The organism is Desulfomonile tiedjei, assembly GCA_016212925.1.
In the GTDB taxonomy this organism is placed as follows: domain Bacteria; phylum Desulfobacterota; class Desulfomonilia; order Desulfomonilales; family Desulfomonilaceae; genus JACRDF01.
Map to the genome: position 1 here is coordinate 330,758 of JACRDF010000003.1, position 17,178 is coordinate 347,935.

Genomic DNA, 17,178 nt, shown 5'->3' on the forward strand with positions numbered 1-17,178 from the left:
ACTACGGAACCAGAGTGGAAGGTGACCGCCTTGGAGATCAGGGTCGAAAATCTTGCTTACGTTTACAATCCCGGAACCCCGCTGGAGATAAGGGCTCTGCAGGACGTGAGTTTTGTCCTGCCTTCAGGAAAAGTTCTGGGAATACTTGGCGGTACAGGTTCCGGAAAGACCACTCTGATTAAGACGCTCAACGGGCTCCTACAGCCCAACCGGGGAAGGATACTCCTGGACGGCGTGGACTCGGGTAAACTGGGAGCGGAGTTGCGGCGAAGGGTCGGCATTGTCTTTCAAAGACCGGAACGCCAACTCTTCGAGTCCACGGTGGAAAAAGACATCTCGTTCGCGCTCAGGCGCTTCTCCGATTTGAACGAACGTGAGATTCAACAGAAAGTGAAGGCCGCTGCCGACCTAGTTGGCCTCGACATCGAGTCTCTTGCCGGCCGCTCCCCTATGGCGCTTTCCGAAGGCGAAAAACGCAAGGCCGCAATAGCCGGGGTGCTTGTGAATGAGCCCGAAACCCTGGTCCTTGATGAACCTGCCGTGGGCTTGGACCCTCCGTCGATCATAGAGTTGGTCAACCTCGTGCGCCAACTAAATGGGTCCAAAGAATCGTCAGTGGTAATAGTGTCCCATGACATGGAAGCGTTTCTTCCTGTCCTGGATTTGATGATGGTACTGCACGAGGGACGAGTGGCCGCGTTCGGGCCGCCGGCTGAGGTATGTGAGGACTTGGGGGATGATCCCGGAATGAGGAATTTGCTTCCGGAACTGGCCTTACTCATCCATGATCTCCGAAAAGCCGGCCATTCGATTTCATCCGCCGAGGTCCGGATTCCGGCTCTGGTAAATCGGCTGCTCGAACTGAGAGGGACTATTTGAGACGTATCCTGACGGTTTGGCTCATGTTGCTCATGTTGGCCGCCTCATCGGATGCCAATGCCCAGACCGAGCCGCGCTCGGTGGACGAAGTGGTGACGAAGGTGAAAGAGGTCTACTCGCGGGGCTGCTGCTTTAGGGCCACCTTCAACCAAGTTACCGTTAATGTCGCGATGGACCTGAAAGATTTCTTTGACGGCACTATATATGTGAAAAAGCCGGGACTCATAGCCCTGGATGTGGAATCTCCCGAACGGCAGAAAGTGGTCCTGAAGGGCCGCTCCTATGCAATATATTTTCCTCAGGACGGAACCGCGGCCCGCGGGGAAGTTCCCCCTGAAATCGATGTGGAGCATTTTTTCGGATTCTTTGCGAACATTGGGGACATGGAAAGAAACTTTTCCATTCAGTTCCCGTCCAGAATAATGGACAAGGATGAAAAGCTGATCTTCCTTGAACTGGCGGACAAGAAAAACCCTCGAAGCACTTTCAGAATAATGCTGGGGGTTGATTTCAACCTGTTTACTATAAGGCGGGCCATCGTTTACGACGCGCTGGGAAATTACAACCGCTTCGATCTTTCCAATATCACCTTTCTTCCTTCGATTCCCGAGGAACGTTTTGAAGTGGTTCCAGGCGACTTGGAAAAGACCGACCTTCCCCTCATACCATCCATGAAAGACAGTGGCCGATAATAAACTTTTCAACCTTGTCAGTCTTGGGTGCCCCAAGAATCGGGTGGACGCGGAAAGACTACTTTCCGTGATGACATCGGCCGGATTCGTTTACACGGACGAGATCTCCAAAGCACGCGTGATCATTGTGAATACCTGCGCGTTCATCGAACCCGCGGTTGAGGAATCCATAGAGGCCATATTTGATTACAGAGCGCAGAATAAACATGCTTACCTGATAGTCGCCGGTTGCCTTCCACTTCGCTACAGAGACGAACTTGCCAAGGCCCTCACCGAAGTAGACCTCTTTATCACGCCGGAAATGATTACCGAACTCGTTCCGATGTTGAACGAGTCTCTCTTCACGAGCCACAACCTCCGGGACGCAATGTCGGCCGTGTCTTCGCAGGACCGAATTCTCACCACGCCTGGGTTTGCGTACCTCAAGATTGCAGAAGGCTGCTCGAGAGCGTGCGGGTACTGCACCATACCCTCAATCCGAGGGCCTCTGCGAAGCGCGGACGCGCTCGAACTTGAACAAGAGGCGATAAGCATTGCGTCTAGAGGAGTGCGAGAGTTGGTCCTTGTGGCGCAAGATCTCACCAGTTACGGGATGGACCGACAGGAAAAAGGGGCCTTGGTGAGTCTCCTGAAACGGCTGGAAATGGTTGAAGGCATACGGTGGATTCGACTCATGTACCTTCACCCCGACAGCGTCCCCCGCGACTTGGGCAAATTAATAAACGACTCACAAAAGGTCCTTCCTTATCTGGATGTTCCGTTCCAACACATCTCCGACACGGTTCTCCGAGCAATGGGCAGGCCATGGAAAGGCGACAGGATCCGTGCGCTCGTAGACAGGCTCAGATCAGAGATCCACAATCTGGTCCTCCGAACCACACTCATGGTGGGGTATCCCGGGGAAGGGGAAAAGGAATTTCAAGAGCTGCACGAATTTGTGTCAAGGGCTCAAATAGAACACGTGGGGGTTTTTACTTATTCCCCTGAAGAGGGAACCCGCGCATGGCGTTTGGGAGATCCGGTGCCACCTGAGGTAAAAGAGGCCAGGGCGGCCGAAATCAGATCACTGCACTCCGGTTTTGTAAAAACGCGAAATCGCGGCAGGGTGGGCAACCTGGAGGAATGTCTTGTGGAAGGAATCTCTGAGGAATCAGAGCTGCTTCTTCAGGGAAGGTGCTGGGATCAAGCCCCGGAAGTCGACGGCGCACTGTACATTACCGCAGGTAATGCCATTTATGGAGAAATCCACCACGTGAGAATAACCGATTCACATGAATTTGACCTATTCGGCGAGATAGTCGATCCCGATCCAACCTCTCCCGGCTTATAGCTGTCGCCGGACACGGGTGGGGTTTCGATTTCACCTGTACAGGCACCAGTAAAGGGCCACCGCTATGATTACGGAGCCGATCACCACTATTTTGACTACGATGGCGGTTTCCATGGCCAGATAATAGCCCATAGGCAGTGGCTGTCAACTGATGAAACCGCTGTGTGCAGAGCGCGCACCTGTGGACAACTCGGCAGACAGGGCAGACAGGCAATTCGGCCGCCGCGTTGGTTTGAGTCATCTTTACGGCTGGAAACCGGAAATGGGTTTTTGGTCCGCGTTCCCCCGAATAAAATCCTAAAAGATAAACATCATAAAAATTGAAGTTATACATGAATTAGGCAATGTATGAGCCGCTACTTTATTAATCTAACACTTTAACGATTATTCATATCATTCTGTTTTTCTGTATTTTTTTGTTGACATAAGTCTGTAAGTTTTGCTATCATCCCTTCAAACGCGGCATCCGTACAAGGACTCAGTCCTTGTCACACAAAATCATCGGCCGCTTTGAGATCGACCACCAGGGCATCGTGGCTTCCGCACGGTCTGGATCGCGCCTGACACGGTCTTCGGGAGAGGATAAAAATGAGGTCACCTGTGATAAAACACAAACCCCTATGGCTTGCTTGCCTGTTCCTCGTCGCCTTTTGCGGGCCCGCATGGGCTGAAAATGCTGGCGAGATCACCGGCGTCAGACTAGATCCGGAGAACAAGCGCATCGTGATTGCATCCAAGGGAAGTGTGGGCAAACATTGCGCGCGAGTCATCGGGCGACCCAACCGGCTGGTGATGGATTTCGAGGGAACCAAGCTGGGGCAGGCTCCGGGAAAACTCCCGGGAGGGGCCGCGGACATCCATGAAATCCGTGTCGGCACGTCGAAATCGCGGGCCCGCGTCGTGGTGGATTTCCAGAACAACCCTGTTCCGGCCTTCAAGGTGAAGCGAGAGGACAGTCAAATCCTGGTAGTCTTCGGCAGTTCTTTGTCCGCGGCAATTGAGACTGCCGCCGCAGATGCGGCCGACGGAAATTCGAAGACCTCGGCTTTAAAGTCCCCGCTTGCTCCCACTTTCGTCCCTGCGGCCGCTGCCGGCGCCGGGCCCGAGAGCGGGAAGACCTTACGCCTGGACAGTTTGAACAAAAAACCAGCCGCTAACAAGAACGCTACCGCGGCTGTGGCTCCCGACAAACGGAACGGCCCCGCGGCTGAAGCGCAAAAGGCCGCAAGCAATGGGATCAAGATGGCTCAAGGCCCGGCCTTGAATCAGCCACCCACTGCTCCCTTCCCGAAAGCTGGGACAGGTGACAACCAATCGCCAGCGTCAACCACGGCAGGGTTGGACAAACCCCATTCAGGGCCCCCGAACGGCGGTCCTCAAATGGTTAGAGAGGTTAGACCGCCTGTAACTCCCCCGACCCCTGATCCTCGTTTGCTGGTTCAGGAGATAACCGAGTTGCAGTTCATTCAGGTTGGTCACAATGCCCGGCTGGTCGTGCGCGGTGGCGATCACCTTGACTATCGAATGACCAAAGTTTCCCCTACCAAGCTAAGGCTTGACCTGATCAATGCCGAAATACCCAAGGTGCACCAGAAGCCCTTGAAAACGGACCTTTTCTCCACATCCGTAGAAATGATAGTCCCCGGTTCTCAGACGATTTTCATCCAGCTCAAGGACGCTGTTCCCGCCCAGGTGGAGAAGAAGAAGGGCGTGCTCATGGTTGATTTCCCCCCGCCTCGTTTCGCCATGACCCGCGACCAGATGGGCACGGGACGGCCCGCGGCGGGTGACGCGGCCGGTCGCGAGGCTGCCTCGCAGATTCGAGAAACCAGGCGGGAAGCTATTAAAGTAATGAGGGAAGAGGAAATCCGCCGAGATAATGAAAGGCGCGACAGGGAAATCCAAGCTCTCGAACGTCAACAGGACGAACTGCAAAAGCAGCGGACGGAAATCCTCAAGAGATATCAGATAAGCCCTGATCCCGAGATCTTTACAAAACCCGTTACGATGGATTTCCAAGGCATTTCTTTAAAGAACGCGTTCAGGCTGCTAGGCGAGCAAGCGGGAATCAACATCATTGTCGGGGACGGAGTGCCCGCAAACCGCACAGCCACTCTCCGCATGTTTCAGGTGCCGCTTGGACAGGTCATGGAAACGATCCTGAACACGCACGACCTGGACAAGGAAATGGTCGGCAATGTGATGCGGGTGGACTCTCGGGCAAAGATTCTCCAATACAAGAACGCCCGGCAAAAAGAGTATCAGACGCGTATCGTCGAAGTTGATAAAAGACTCAAAGAAATGCGAGACGAGGTCCAGAAAAAGCAGGCCGAGAATGAAAAGGCCCTCAAGGAACTGGAGAGAAAAGAGATAAAGGCCGAGGAACCTGTGGACGATACGCGGACCGAGGAGTTCGGCGAGGCCGAGTGTATCGATATAGAAGGCGAGCGCGTCTGCTTCCAGTATGCGACCATCAGAATAGTGCATAAGTCTCCCACGGTCATCAGACGGACTCTGGACTGTGTCTTCAATCTCCAGTGCCCAGGCGCTTACCGTGGCCGACAACGTTACACGGACCTCGGCGAAGCTGTCTTTGGAGCCGCGGCAGAACCCGGCAGAGCAGTGGAAATCGGTCCGGGCACAACTACGACGGTAGGAGGTCCCGCGGATACTACGCAGTTGCCTCAGGGATCGATGAACAGGGAACAGTTTGAAGAATCAATGCGCGGTCAAGGCTTTACCCCGGGCAATCTGCGTTACGAGCAGGAATTGGAGGCCTGGAGGCGAGCCCAAGAACAGACCACGTCCAGGAGAGTCCAGGAAGCCGCCGCGCTGCAGAGAATGGGGCAGGGGCCACGAGCAACAGGCTCCATTGATCTGCCCTTCGGGACCGATCCTAAATTGGTCAAGATCCTGGCTCAGAGTGTCCTTTATGCGGACGAAGCTAACCGATTGATTTTCATCAAGGACACCCCTGACCGAATCGCTCAGATGAGAAAACTGATATACCAACTCGACGTTCCTACCCCCCAGGTCCTTATCGAGAGCCGGGTGGTTCAAGCCGACCGGGACTGGAGCAGAGGCCTCGGCATACTCTGGGGCGGCAGGAATGACCAGAGCGGGTTGCTCTCCGTCAACAGGAAGAGCTTCTGGGGTGTCAACGGGTCCACGGCAGGTGCAGGGACCATAGTCGGAGCCACCGCCAATCCGCCTCAACCGGAAGGAACTCTCATACCGTCTCAGTTTTCAGTGAACCTTCCCGTGTCCATAGCCAACCTTGCCAGCATCCTGGGCGGAGGAGTTCAGTACGGTTTTCTTGCGGGCAATTACCTGACCGAATTGGATTTCAGGCTACAAATCGGTGAATCCACCGGCCAGACGAAGATCATAGCGCGACCTAAAGTGCAGGTTTTGGACGGCGAGAAAGCCTCAATCAAAAACGGACAGACAATTGCTTTCGTCACTGCTTCTCCTCTCCTGGGAACTCAGACCCAGTTGGTTGACGTAGACCTCCTGCTGGACGTTAGGCCGAGGATCTTTCAGGACGGCAGGATTCAGATGGAGATCAAAGTCACCGACAACGATGTTGGCGCAGTCATAAACGGCCAGGCTTCGATTAACAGGAGAGAATCACAGACTAGAATGATCGTGAAGGACGGTGACACTGCGGTGATAGGTGGAATCGTCAGGAAGACGGACAATTCAAGGCGCCAGGGCTGGCCCGGGTTGATGAACGTTCCTATCATCGACGTGCTGTTTACCAACAAGACCAGGGACACACGAATACAAGAGCTGCTTGTATTCATTACTCCAACCATAATAAAGAGGCCGCCACAAGCCTCCTAGAAGACAACCAACTCAACTTCCTCTCTGTGCTTCCCCTTCACTCAAGGGGAAGCTTTTTTTTGTGTGGTCCTCCCCGGGACAATGCTGTTGAGGGGTTTTTGTACGGCGCGAGGCATGCCTCGCCCAAGGGCGACCCATGTGTCGCTACAGACCTGCCCTCACCGAATCGGTGGAACAGTGGACCGGTGAACGGTTTCCCCTTTTTATGCCAGTAGGTCTCGTTTGAGTTTTGCGAAGTCGGAAGAAAAACCTTCGTGCAATGGCGATTGTTTTGGGATCTTCGGCACCACCGCGCTGCCGGATATTCCCAGTGCAGCGAGTTTCTTCTTTTCCCGAGCGAAGCTCTTGTGCCTGTCATCCGCTTGGTCTTTCAGCAGGGTTTTGAAGCGGGAGCGAATTTCATTGAGGACTTGACCCTTGAGTTTCGCCTGAGGGAGTTTTTCCATCAACTCCAGGTACTGCAGGAGTTCATGGTCGAGAGGCAGGCTGTCAACCATCTCTTCCCATATGAATAATTCCAATGCGGTTCGGTCCTCGGGGCTATGTTCATCCAACGATGACAAAATCTCTTCTACGGCCGCGGGGTTCTGCAATAATTTGATTTTGAACCCTTTGGCTCTTTTGCGCAGATCCTCTGTACGCAAGCTCTCCCGCTCATCGGGAGAAAGAGTCATGCCACGGGTCCGCTCCATCATCAGGTCTATGGTGCTGCGGATGTCAGCCAATTGATGCTCCTCTTTTCAGTTTGACGCGTAGCATTTTTTTCTAAAGTTTTTCTGTAATGACCCATTCCCGTCGTCCCGGCGAAAGCCGGAATGACGCTCTAGCTAGGATCCGTAGGACAGGCCACGCCGGCCACCGACGCGTATGCGCCTCCGAACGAGGGAATTGCGGGGAGCAAGAAGGTTCCGGCCGCAATTTCCTGGCTATTCCCGGATCTGCCCTTCGCCCAAAACGATGAACTTGGTAGTGGTAAGGTCTTCTACACCCATTGGGCCGTAGGAATGGATCTTTGTCGTGCTGATGCCTATTTCGGCTCCGAGGCCGAACACATATCCGTCGCTCATACGTGTCGAAGTATTGACCATGACCGAGGAGGAATTCACTTCTTTGAGGAATTTTTGTGCGGCCGCGTAATCCTGAGTAACAATTGATTCCGTATGTGACGATCCATAGCGCGCTATGTGTCTGATGGCCTCGTCCATATCGCCTACCACTTTCACGGCAAGAATCAGATCCAGGTACTCCGCGTGCCAATCTTCCTCTGTCGCTGCTTTCATGGATGGAACTACGGCCCGGGACTGGTCGCATCCTCTCAGTTCAACACCGGCCTCAATGAGCCGTTGGGACGCGAGCGGGAGGAACCGGTCCGCGACGCTTCGGTGGACAAGCAAGGTTTCCAGGGAATTGCACACACCGGGTCTCTGCACCTTGGAATTGAAGGTGAGTTTGACCGCCATGTCCAAGTCAGCCGCGGAATCCACATATAAATGACAGACGCCTTTGTAATGCTTGATAACCGGGATTCTTGAATTTTGCGCCACGAAGCGTATCAGCTCCTCGCCGCCTCGCGGAATGATGAGGTCAATAAGGTCTTCCAATTGCAGCAAGTGAAGGATCGCTTCTCGATCCGTTGTGGGTAGAAGGCTGACGATGTCCGCACATACGCCTTTCCGGATGAGGCATTCTTTGAAAAGGCCGACTATCGCTTGATTGGAATTAATCGCTTCCGAACCGCCTCTCAGGATGACGGCATTTCCCGCTTTGAGACAGAGCGCGGCCGCGTCCGCGGTAACGTTCGGTCGTGCTTCGTAAATAATGCCTATCACTCCCAGAGGTATGCGCATTCGTCCCACGCGCATCCCGTTCGGCCGATTCCACATACGGACGATCTCGCCCACAGGGTCCGGAAATACGGCTATCTCTTCGAGACCGGCTGCGGTCTGTTCGATGACCTTGTCGGAGAGTGTAAGCCTGTCCATCATTGCGGAAGACAGGCCTTTTGCTTTACCCGTCAGCAGGTCTTTCCGGTTCTCCTCTTGAAGGTAGTCTCTGCGGCTCCGCATCATGGCCGCCATGTCCATCAAAATTTCCTCTTTGACCGTCATGGACAAAACAGCGGCTTCCCGTGCTGCCTCGTGGGCCACGGTAGCCACTCCGCGCACTTCATCTTGTAGTGACATTATAAACTCCGACGCGTGCTATCATTGAGCCGTCAGACGAAGAAATTGCGAGGGCTCCGCGGAACGCGGGATTGCACAAAAAATCTTCCTCGTAAATTCACCGTTTGAAGCCGAATTCGTATAAATCCTACCATCGGCCCGGCTTCTCGTCAACGACCGCGGGGGCGCATGGGCCACCATTCAGTTACGAGTGGGGAAAGGACGGGTTGTTCTCACGGCGCCTTGAGGTTTCCGTTCAAAATCCCCCTCAATCCCCCTTTAATAAAGGGCGAGAAAGCCGCTCCTACACCTCCCCCTTAATAAAGGGGGGCAGGGGGGATTTTCCCGGCGTAACGAATGGATACGCCTCCTCGACAAACCCACTCGACTGTGACTGAACAAATGAGTAAACTCACAATGCGCTGCGGACCGTCTCGACTGCATTGAATTGCCGCGCCGCAAATCGTGTTCGGGGGAGCCCATAGATGATTCCTATCGTTTCGATTGTCGGAAAATCGGATTCCGGTAAAACCACGTTAGTCGAAAAGCTCGTCAAGGAGCTGAAGTCTCGCGGGTATCGGGTGGCCACCATCAAGCATGACGCACATAGCTTTGAGATAGACCGGGAAGGCAAGGATTCGTGGCGACACAAGCAGGCGGGGGCCAGCATCACGGTGATTTCTTCCCCCTCCAAGCTGGCCGTGATCGCGGACACGGATCATGATTACACCCTGGCCGAGCTGCGCGAAAAGCTCATCCGGGGAGTGGACCTCATACTCACCGAAGGTTACAAGAGAGAAAACAACCCGAAAGTGGAAGTTATAAGAAGTGAACACCACCGTGAAATGTTGTGTAAATCAGACGACAATCTGATAGCAATCGCCGGAGATCCACCCGACCCTCCGGCGGGCGTTCCTGTTTTCGATCTGAATGATGCGAAACCGCTTTGTGACTTCTTGGAAGAACGATTCCTGAAGACCTGACAGCCTCAAGAGGGAGTGTAATCGCTTCCCGCTCGGGAGCGGCTTTGCGAGGCCTGGACAGGCGTTATGATTGACGGGCGCAGCCCCATTGGTGCTAATTTGTCATGAGTCGCACCAGCCATTTCGATATGATATCACTCTCCCCCTTCCCCCCTCGTCAAGGGACGGGGTCGTGAAAACCCTCTCCCGGCCATAGAGGGCAGGGTGAGGGAAACTGTCTCAGAATTGCAGCGATGTGAATTCATCTGTACGGCGCGCTTCGAGAAGAGCCCTGATTCCGGGCGGGTCACGAACCGCGCCGTACGGGCGACGTGTGAAATCCCTTATTTTGAGACAGTTTCGAGGGGGGTGTCTGTGGGCGCGGGCGGTGGGATTAAGTTGGTGCCAATAATCATATGGCCGGACATATTTAGCTTTAAGTCATGGTTTGAGGCGTCCCGCTAATTTCCACAAAGGACGCTGTCGGAGGCTTTTCTTTCGGAAGTTTGAGAAATTTCTTGCCTTTTGGCCCTCCGGTTGTTATATGTTACCAGCTACGGCTTTGCTTTCTTCTGTTCTGTTTGGGAGGGATTCTATGACACTTACAAAAGCTGATATCGCGAAAAAGATAGCGGATGACTGCGGGTTCATGAAGGGAGAGGCGACCGAAATTGTAGAAAAACTGCTGGATATCATCAAATCCAGGCTTATAGCCGGCGAAGACGTCATGATCTCGGGCTTCGGGAAGTGGACCGTCAAGTCCAAGCACTCCAGGCGAGGGCGAAACCCTCAAACGGGTGCGGAGCTAATTCTGGACGCCCGAAGAGTAGTTACCTGGAAGTATTCGCCGGTCTTGAAGAAGGCTGTGAACTCGCCTCTTTCGAGATAGGACCGAAAATACGCTATTACCCGGATCAATGAGTCGCCTGGACGGTTCAGTCCAACCCTTGTCAGTCGATTACCCGAATTGATTCAGACTCAAAAGAAGTTGACGGTTCAGACCGGATTCATCTTGGGCGGAACTGGTCCGTACGACCAGGCGTTTCTGACGGGTGGCGTCCGCGGGAGGCCAAAGGTTCCTGCTGTAAGTCCACAGTATGGCTGATAATACGGAAAAACCACGCGGAAAGGTTCCCATCAGGGAGTTCCTCGCTGATTTTCGATCCGCGCTGACAGATCGGGAATTGAGGGAAAAATACGGCCTCTCCGCACGTGGGTTCGTAAGCCTGATCAAGGCGCTCCTGGCGCAAAATGTCATTTCCTCTGTGGATCTGGCGAAACGGCGGGAGATGTCGGTCCAAAGGGACTTGGCCAGAGAGTCGCAATTCTTGGCCGGCCTTTACATCTGTCCAAACTGCAGCCATCCCTCCCCACAGCCATTTGCACGCTGCCCGGCCTGCGGAGCACCACCGCCATCAACTTCGGATGGTCCGGTTACGGGCGTAATCACTCCCACTGAAAACCATGTCTTTGTGGAGGAGTCCCCCGCTTCAGTGACACAAGAAACAGAGGTTATCTCGGAGTCCGATATTGAGGAGGAAGTCCAGGAGGAATCCAAAGGAAAATCACGGGACCAAGCCGGCGGAGGGGCCGGCGAAGACCAAGGGAAACCGTCCGCTATGGATTCGCTGAAGTCGTTGTTTTCCAAACTGAAAAAGAAATGAGGCCGCGCGACCCCTGGGGTAGGGCTTGTCGGGCAATCGCACGCTAAAACCGCTAGCGGCAATCATTCCGTGATAGGGGGGACGACCGTGCTTCATGGCCATATCGCGAGCCGGGCACGTTTTCCAGCCGGTCTTTCCTGAAATGCCAGTAATAGCCTGCTGGAAAGCCTGCTCCAGAACAAACGGTTCACTCCCGAGATACTCAATGCCGGGTGCGAGTAATTGGTCAGTTTCGCGGGGAAGACAACTCGCGCGAAACATGTCATTGCGAGCGAAGCAATCTCTAGCCTTAAGCGCTGAGATTGCTTTGTCGCTTTACCCCTCGCGATGACAGAGAACCGACAATTCTCTCGCGTAAGCGAAGGGTTACTGGTGCGACATGATTTCGGACTTGACCTTCGGCATGACGTGTGATTAATATGCAAAGTTTAAATTGACCGACTCACCGATAACTCTGAAAGGAGACTCCCCATGGGGGTGGGCAGCTATTTGTTTTCATCCGAGTCCGTAACTGAGGGCCATCCTGACAAGATTGCCGATCGCGTTTCCGATACTGTATTGGACGCGATGCTGGCCCAGGATCCGCATTCGCGCGTAGCCTGTGAATGCCTGGTTACCACCGGCCTTGCCATGGTAGCCGGCGAAATCACCTCTAAGGCCATGGTAGATGTCCCAGGCCTGGTTAGAGACGCGATACGCAACATAGGATACACAGACGGATCCATGGGGTTCGACTGCGAAACCTGTGCGGTAATCGTCACTCTGGACAAGCAGTCCCCTGACATTGCTATGGGCGTGACAGAGGGGGAAGGGTTGTTCAAAGAACAAGGCGCCGGCGACCAAGGGCTCATGTTCGGTTTCGCCTGCGACGAAACGCCCGAACTGATGCCTATGGCCATTCAGTACGCTCATCAGCTGACCCAACGGCTCACGGACGCCCGAAAGAGCGGGACGCTGCCCTTCTTGAGACCCGATGGCAAGTCTCAGGTAACTGTGAAATACGAAAACGGGGCGCCGAAAAAAGTGGACACGGTAGTGGTTGCTGCCCAGCACGCCCCGGATGTGACTTACGAACAGCTCAAGGAAGCAATCATAGAATTGGTTATCAGAAAGGCCATCCCCGCGAAACACCTGGACGAAAGTACGCGCTTTCTCATAAACACCACCGGCAGGTTTGTCGTTGGTGGTCCCCTGGGGGACTGCGGACTTACCGGCCGAAAGATAATCGTGGACACATACGGCGGTTACGGGGCTCATGGTGGCGGAGCCTTCTCAGGCAAAGATCCCAGCAAAGTGGATCGTTCCGCTTCGTACATGGCGCGACATGTTGCCAAGAACATTGTCGCAGCGGGAGTAGCTTCCAAATGCCTGCTCCAGGTGGCCTATGCCATCGGATACCCGGAACCGGTTTCCCTCATGGTCAACACCTACGGCACAGGAAAGATAGATGAACAGAAGATAGCCGATATCGTCCAAAAGGTTTTCAGCTTTAAACCGGCGTCCATTATCGAGTATCTCAATCTGCTCAGGCCCATTTATCACAAGACCTCGGCTAACGGCCATTTCGGTCGGGAAGATCCAGATTTTACATGGGAAAGCACCCATCGAGCAGAGGAGATCAAAAGCCTCGCCGGACTCTGAAAATCTGTCAGCGCAAATGAGAACGCCGTTCGGGCTTCCAAGCGCCCGCTTACATGAAACTTTTTCAAGGAGAATGCATGGATTATCACATTAAAGATAAGTCCCTCGCGGAGGCTGGAAAACTGCGGATCGAATGGGCTGAGCGCAGCATGCCGGTCCTGCGAATGATAAAGGAGCGCTTCGAGAAGGAAAAACCTCTTTCCGGCATTGTGCTGGCCGCGTGTCTTCACGTGACTACCGAGACCGCTTCACTGGTCCGCACTTTGGCAGCCGGGGGCGCGAAGGTGTATGTTTGTGCCTCCAATCCACTCTCGACTCAGGATGATGTAGCCGCAGCCCTTGCGGACGAGGGTTATTCAGTATTTGCCATCAAAGGCGAGGACACGGAGACGTATTATAAGCACATAAACGCGTGCCTGGACCCGCAGCCTCAGATTACAATGGACGATGGCGCGGATCTGGTGGGGACCATTCACTCACAGCGCCAGGACTTGGTGGCAAACATCATTGGAGGGACCGAAGAGACCACCACAGGTGTGATTCGACTCCGAAGCATGGCAGACAAGAAGGTCCTGCTTTTCCCGGTGATAGCCGTGAATGACTCTAACACCAAGCATTTCTTCGACAACCGCTACGGGACGGGGCAAAGCACCATAGATGGGATTCTGAGGGCCACCAACCGTCTCATATCTGGAAGCTGGTTCGTGGTGGCCGGGTACGGGTGGTGTGGTCGTGGCGTGGCTATGCGGGCCGCGGGAATGGGTGCAAGAGTCATAGTGACGGAAGTGGACCCACTCCGAGCCCTGGAAGCTGCAATGGACGGATATTCGGTCATGCCGCTCGAGGAGGCCGCTCCTCTGGGTGATTTTTTCTGCACGGTCACGGGTGATATAAGAGTGATCAGAAAAGAACACTTTGACCGCATGAAGGATGGGGCCATTGTCTGCAACTCCGGCCATTTCAATGTAGAGATCGACATTGAGGCCCTTGAAGCGATGGCCGTATCCAGGCGTCACATAAGGAATATGGTGGAGGAATTCACCACGGCCGACGGACGGAGGATTACGCTCCTCGGTGAGGGGCGGCTGATCAACCTGGCGTCGGCTGAAGGCCACCCGTCCTCGGTCATGGACATGAGCTTTGCGAACCAGGCCCTTGCCAGCGAGTTTCTTGTCAAGACCGGCAAGGGACTGTCCAGGGAAGTTCACAAGCTACCCGCAGATGTGGACAATGAGATTGCACGGTTGAAGCTGGCATCCATGGGAATTCGTATCGACGCGCTGACAGACGAACAGAAGCACTATCTAGCCTCCTGGGAAATGGGAACCTGACAGGCGCTGCGGCGTCTAAAGAAATGACGCTTTATTCACGGAACCCACGGGGAAACTTTTCTGTGTGAACAAGTTTCCCCGTGATTTACTCGTTCAAATTCAAGCCGGGATTCACCCTGCCGCTGGACAGCCGCTCAAGGGTGTTATACTGTTTAGAGACAGCCTCTGCCCACGTCCGGCTTAGTCCAAAACAATCGCAGACTTAGAAGAAATTTGTTGCGGGGCGGTGAGGTTCAGGATAAACCAGGGCCGGTTCGGATTCTCCCGGACAAGCGTTTGCCCGGGAGTGGGTGGGAACTGAGGCGGATTGAGAAAGCCGATGGATTCTTCCAGCCCTACTGGGGACACGACAGCTAAGCCCAAAATCCTTGTTGTGGACGACGATTCCATGGTCCGCGAAGTGGTCGTGGAATCGATTAAGGCAGCTGGGTTTGACGCGGATGACTGCGATGACGGTGCGCACGCGCTGGAGATGAACACTCGAAGTCCCTACGACCTGATCGTGACGGACATGCGCCTTCCCGGCCTCGATGGCCTTTCCCTGATCAAGCAATTGAAACTCGTCAAGAGTGACACAGATGTGATTGTCATGACCGGGTACGGGTCTATTGAAAACGCGGTTGAATGTATGAAGGTAGGCGCTCTGGAGTACCTTATCAAGCCTTTCACGGTGGACCAGATCCAGTTGGCCGTGAGGAAGGCCGTTGAACACAGAGAGTTGCGAAGGCGAGCGCAGGAAAGGGAATTCTACAAGGAGCTTTCTTATGTTGATTCCCTTACGGGCATTCACAATCGTCGCTATTTCGATGAGGCCCTGGTAGCGGAAGTCATAAAGGCGAAACGCTTCGGCACAGGTCTTGTCCTGCTTCTGATCGATATAGACGATTTCAAAATCTATAATGACTGCAATGGCCACCAAAGAGGTGATGAAGCGCTGGCGAAAATGGGGGAGATTCTCAAAGCCGCCTGCCGTGGGTATGACATAGTTACCAGGTATGGCGGGGAGGAATTTGCCATCCTATTCCCAGGAGCCACGACGAAAAACGCCTATGAGCTGGCAAGCCGAATCGTGAATGAAGTGAGACAAACCCACTTTGAAGGGCAGCATCGGCTCCCTTCCGGAACATTGACCATCTCCATGGGGGTGGCATGCTACCCGGAAGATGCGACGGACGCTATCGATCTCGTCAGTCGTGCAGACGAAGCATTATATGAGGCAAAGAACAGAGGGAAGAATAGAATCACAATGCGGGGAAGCATGTGACACTAGATTCGTGCCGCGGAGCAGGCGGCATGGTCGCGTGATACCTTCTTATACCGGGCCCAAGGCCTGTGAACGCGCAGGTTGGTCAGGGTCGGACGTTCTGATCGATTATTTTTCTGAGCCGTTCCACTATTTCTTCTAATTCCTTGTTCCTCTGGCGCAACTCGTCCTCACCCTTTCTTTTTTCTTCCTTAAGGCGAATAGTTTCGAACGCCAGGTCAACCAGTTCGATCAGTTCCTCCGGGCGCACGGGTTTTTGCAGGTAATAAAACGCACCTTTCTCCAGCGCTTGCACCGCGGAATCGACGTCTGCGTACGCGGTCATCAATATGCAAACGCACTCGGGTTTTATGCTTTTCAGATCCGACAGGAGCCCCGTACCCGATCCGTCCGGCAGTTTCAGGTCCACGAGGGCCAGCCAGGGGGAGCGCTCTCGCGCCACTCTTGAAGCCTCAGTCTTTGAGGTGGCTGTGAAGACCTCGTAGCCTTCTCCCTCCAGGATATCCTTCAGATTGTCGCAAAGGCCTACGTCATCGTCCACCACGAGGATGGACCGAATCCTTTCATCCGGTTGTTGCCTGGTTCGGAAAATTTTTCGGAAGATGTTCTTGGCGTTCATGTGGCCTGACTCCAGATCTAATCGCTTCAAAGACGTTTTGCGGCACAAATACTGCCCACGAGGTCAAGCAACTGTGTTTCATCCAAAGGTTTGGTAAGACTTATCAATCCATGCTGCTTCTTCAGCTCTTGCTGAACCGACGCGTCGACGTCTAATGCGGAATCCATGATAATCGTGGCCAGCATGGCCGGTTGCCTGGTGGAAACGAGGCGATGTAACTCCAGTCCGTTGACGAACGGCAATCCCATTTCCAACAGCATGATGTCGAACGACTGGCCCTCGGCTAATCTCATGGCTTCCCGACCGTCGTGAGCTATACGAACGTGATGGCCGGCTGAGCCAAGAACTCCGCCCAGACGTGTACACAATTCTTTGTCATGGTCAGCCAGCAAAATCAACCCGCTTTTCACGTCGTGTTGCGAACTCTCGATCGTGCGCATCAAAACATCCATCTCGAACGGTTTATTCAAGACCGCGTAAGCACCTTCCTCGAGGGCCTGACGTATCAGCCCGTTCACAATGTATGCAGTGCACATGATCACCCTGATGCCCGGGCTCCGCTTCTTGAGTTCGATCAAGCTTTCCACTCCGTTCAAGCCGGGCATTTTTATGTCCATGAGCACAACATCGAAAGCTTGTTTCTCCACTTTTCGAATCGCTTCTTCGCCGCTCGAGGCTGTCACCACTTGGAAGCCTTCGTCCTCCAGGACGTCCTTGGTGCTGTCGAGAAAGTCTTCGTTGTCATCCACCAGAAGGATTCGTGGCTTCACACGGACTCCTTTGCCATT

Annotated in this window: 14 protein-coding genes; 10 read left to right on the forward strand and 4 right to left on the reverse strand. The window is 54.0% G+C overall.

Annotation, left to right across the window (positions count from 1 at the left end; all coding sequences use genetic code 11):
• The first annotated feature begins 21 nt into the window (after positions 1-21).
• From HY913_02030 to HY913_02045, 4 genes are all read left to right on the forward strand, one after another.
• The gene (locus tag HY913_02030) at positions 22-879 is read left to right on the forward strand and encodes an ATP-binding cassette domain-containing protein (GenBank protein MBI4962032.1); all 858 of its coding nucleotides are present in this window, start codon (positions 22-24) and stop codon (positions 877-879) included.
• The gene (locus tag HY913_02035; protein MBI4962033.1) at positions 876-1,571 is read left to right on the forward strand and encodes an outer membrane lipoprotein carrier protein LolA; all 696 of its coding nucleotides are present in this window, start codon (positions 876-878) and stop codon (positions 1,569-1,571) included. The genes HY913_02030 and HY913_02035 overlap by 4 nt, the downstream gene beginning before the upstream one ends.
• Entirely contained in the window at positions 1,561-2,901 is a 1,341-nt protein-coding gene (gene rimO, locus HY913_02040; GenBank protein ID MBI4962034.1) for a 30S ribosomal protein S12 methylthiotransferase RimO, read from the forward strand. The genes HY913_02035 and rimO overlap by 11 nt, the downstream gene beginning before the upstream one ends.
• A gap of 588 nt (positions 2,902-3,489) precedes the next feature.
• Positions 3,490-6,747: an AMIN domain-containing protein gene (locus HY913_02045; protein ID MBI4962035.1), complete on the forward strand. Its 3,258-nt coding sequence runs from the start codon at positions 3,490-3,492 to the stop codon at positions 6,745-6,747.
• Between the two features lie 203 nt (positions 6,748-6,950).
• Here HY913_02045 and HY913_02050 read toward each other — a convergent pair whose 3' ends face one another.
• Complete coding sequence (locus HY913_02050) at positions 6,951-7,472, reverse strand: hypothetical protein (protein ID MBI4962036.1); 522 nt, start codon at positions 7,470-7,472, stop codon at positions 6,951-6,953.
• A gap of 201 nt (positions 7,473-7,673) precedes the next feature.
• Positions 7,674-8,930: a glutamate-5-semialdehyde dehydrogenase gene (locus HY913_02055; GenBank protein ID MBI4962037.1), complete on the reverse strand. Its 1,257-nt coding sequence runs from the start codon at positions 8,928-8,930 to the stop codon at positions 7,674-7,676.
• 464 nt (positions 8,931-9,394) lie between these two features.
• Between HY913_02055 and mobB the strand changes: the two genes are divergently transcribed.
• The 6 genes from mobB to HY913_02085 all read left to right on the forward strand — a co-directional run bounded on the left by mobB (position 9,395) and on the right by HY913_02085 (position 15,771).
• A complete protein-coding gene (mobB, locus tag HY913_02060; GenBank protein ID MBI4962038.1) occupies positions 9,395-9,892 on the forward strand; it encodes a molybdopterin-guanine dinucleotide biosynthesis protein B in 498 nt (165 codons plus the stop codon).
• A gap of 574 nt (positions 9,893-10,466) precedes the next feature.
• Positions 10,467-10,760: an integration host factor subunit alpha gene (locus HY913_02065; protein MBI4962039.1), complete on the forward strand. Its 294-nt coding sequence runs from the start codon at positions 10,467-10,469 to the stop codon at positions 10,758-10,760.
• A gap of 208 nt (positions 10,761-10,968) precedes the next feature.
• On the forward strand, positions 10,969-11,535 hold the full coding sequence (locus tag HY913_02070; GenBank protein MBI4962040.1) for a hypothetical protein: 567 nt from the start codon (positions 10,969-10,971) through the stop codon (positions 11,533-11,535).
• Positions 11,536-12,006: 471 nt separating this feature from the next.
• On the forward strand, positions 12,007-13,176 hold the full coding sequence (locus HY913_02075) for a methionine adenosyltransferase (protein ID MBI4962041.1): 1,170 nt from the start codon (positions 12,007-12,009) through the stop codon (positions 13,174-13,176).
• 77 nt (positions 13,177-13,253) lie between these two features.
• The gene (locus tag HY913_02080) at positions 13,254-14,507 is read left to right on the forward strand and encodes an adenosylhomocysteinase (GenBank protein MBI4962042.1); all 1,254 of its coding nucleotides are present in this window, start codon (positions 13,254-13,256) and stop codon (positions 14,505-14,507) included.
• Positions 14,508-14,826: 319 nt separating this feature from the next.
• A complete protein-coding gene (locus tag HY913_02085; protein ID MBI4962043.1) occupies positions 14,827-15,771 on the forward strand; it encodes a diguanylate cyclase in 945 nt (314 codons plus the stop codon).
• A gap of 85 nt (positions 15,772-15,856) precedes the next feature.
• Here HY913_02085 and HY913_02090 read toward each other — a convergent pair whose 3' ends face one another.
• Positions 15,857-16,390 carry a response regulator gene (locus HY913_02090; GenBank protein MBI4962044.1) on the reverse strand — a complete coding sequence of 178 codons (534 nt, stop codon included), beginning with the start codon at positions 16,388-16,390 and terminating at the stop codon, positions 15,857-15,859.
• Positions 16,391-16,416: 26 nt separating this feature from the next.
• Positions 16,417-17,160 carry a response regulator gene (locus tag HY913_02095; GenBank protein ID MBI4962045.1) on the reverse strand — a complete coding sequence of 248 codons (744 nt, stop codon included), beginning with the start codon at positions 17,158-17,160 and terminating at the stop codon, positions 16,417-16,419.
• Positions 17,161-17,178 lie beyond the last annotated feature (18 nt).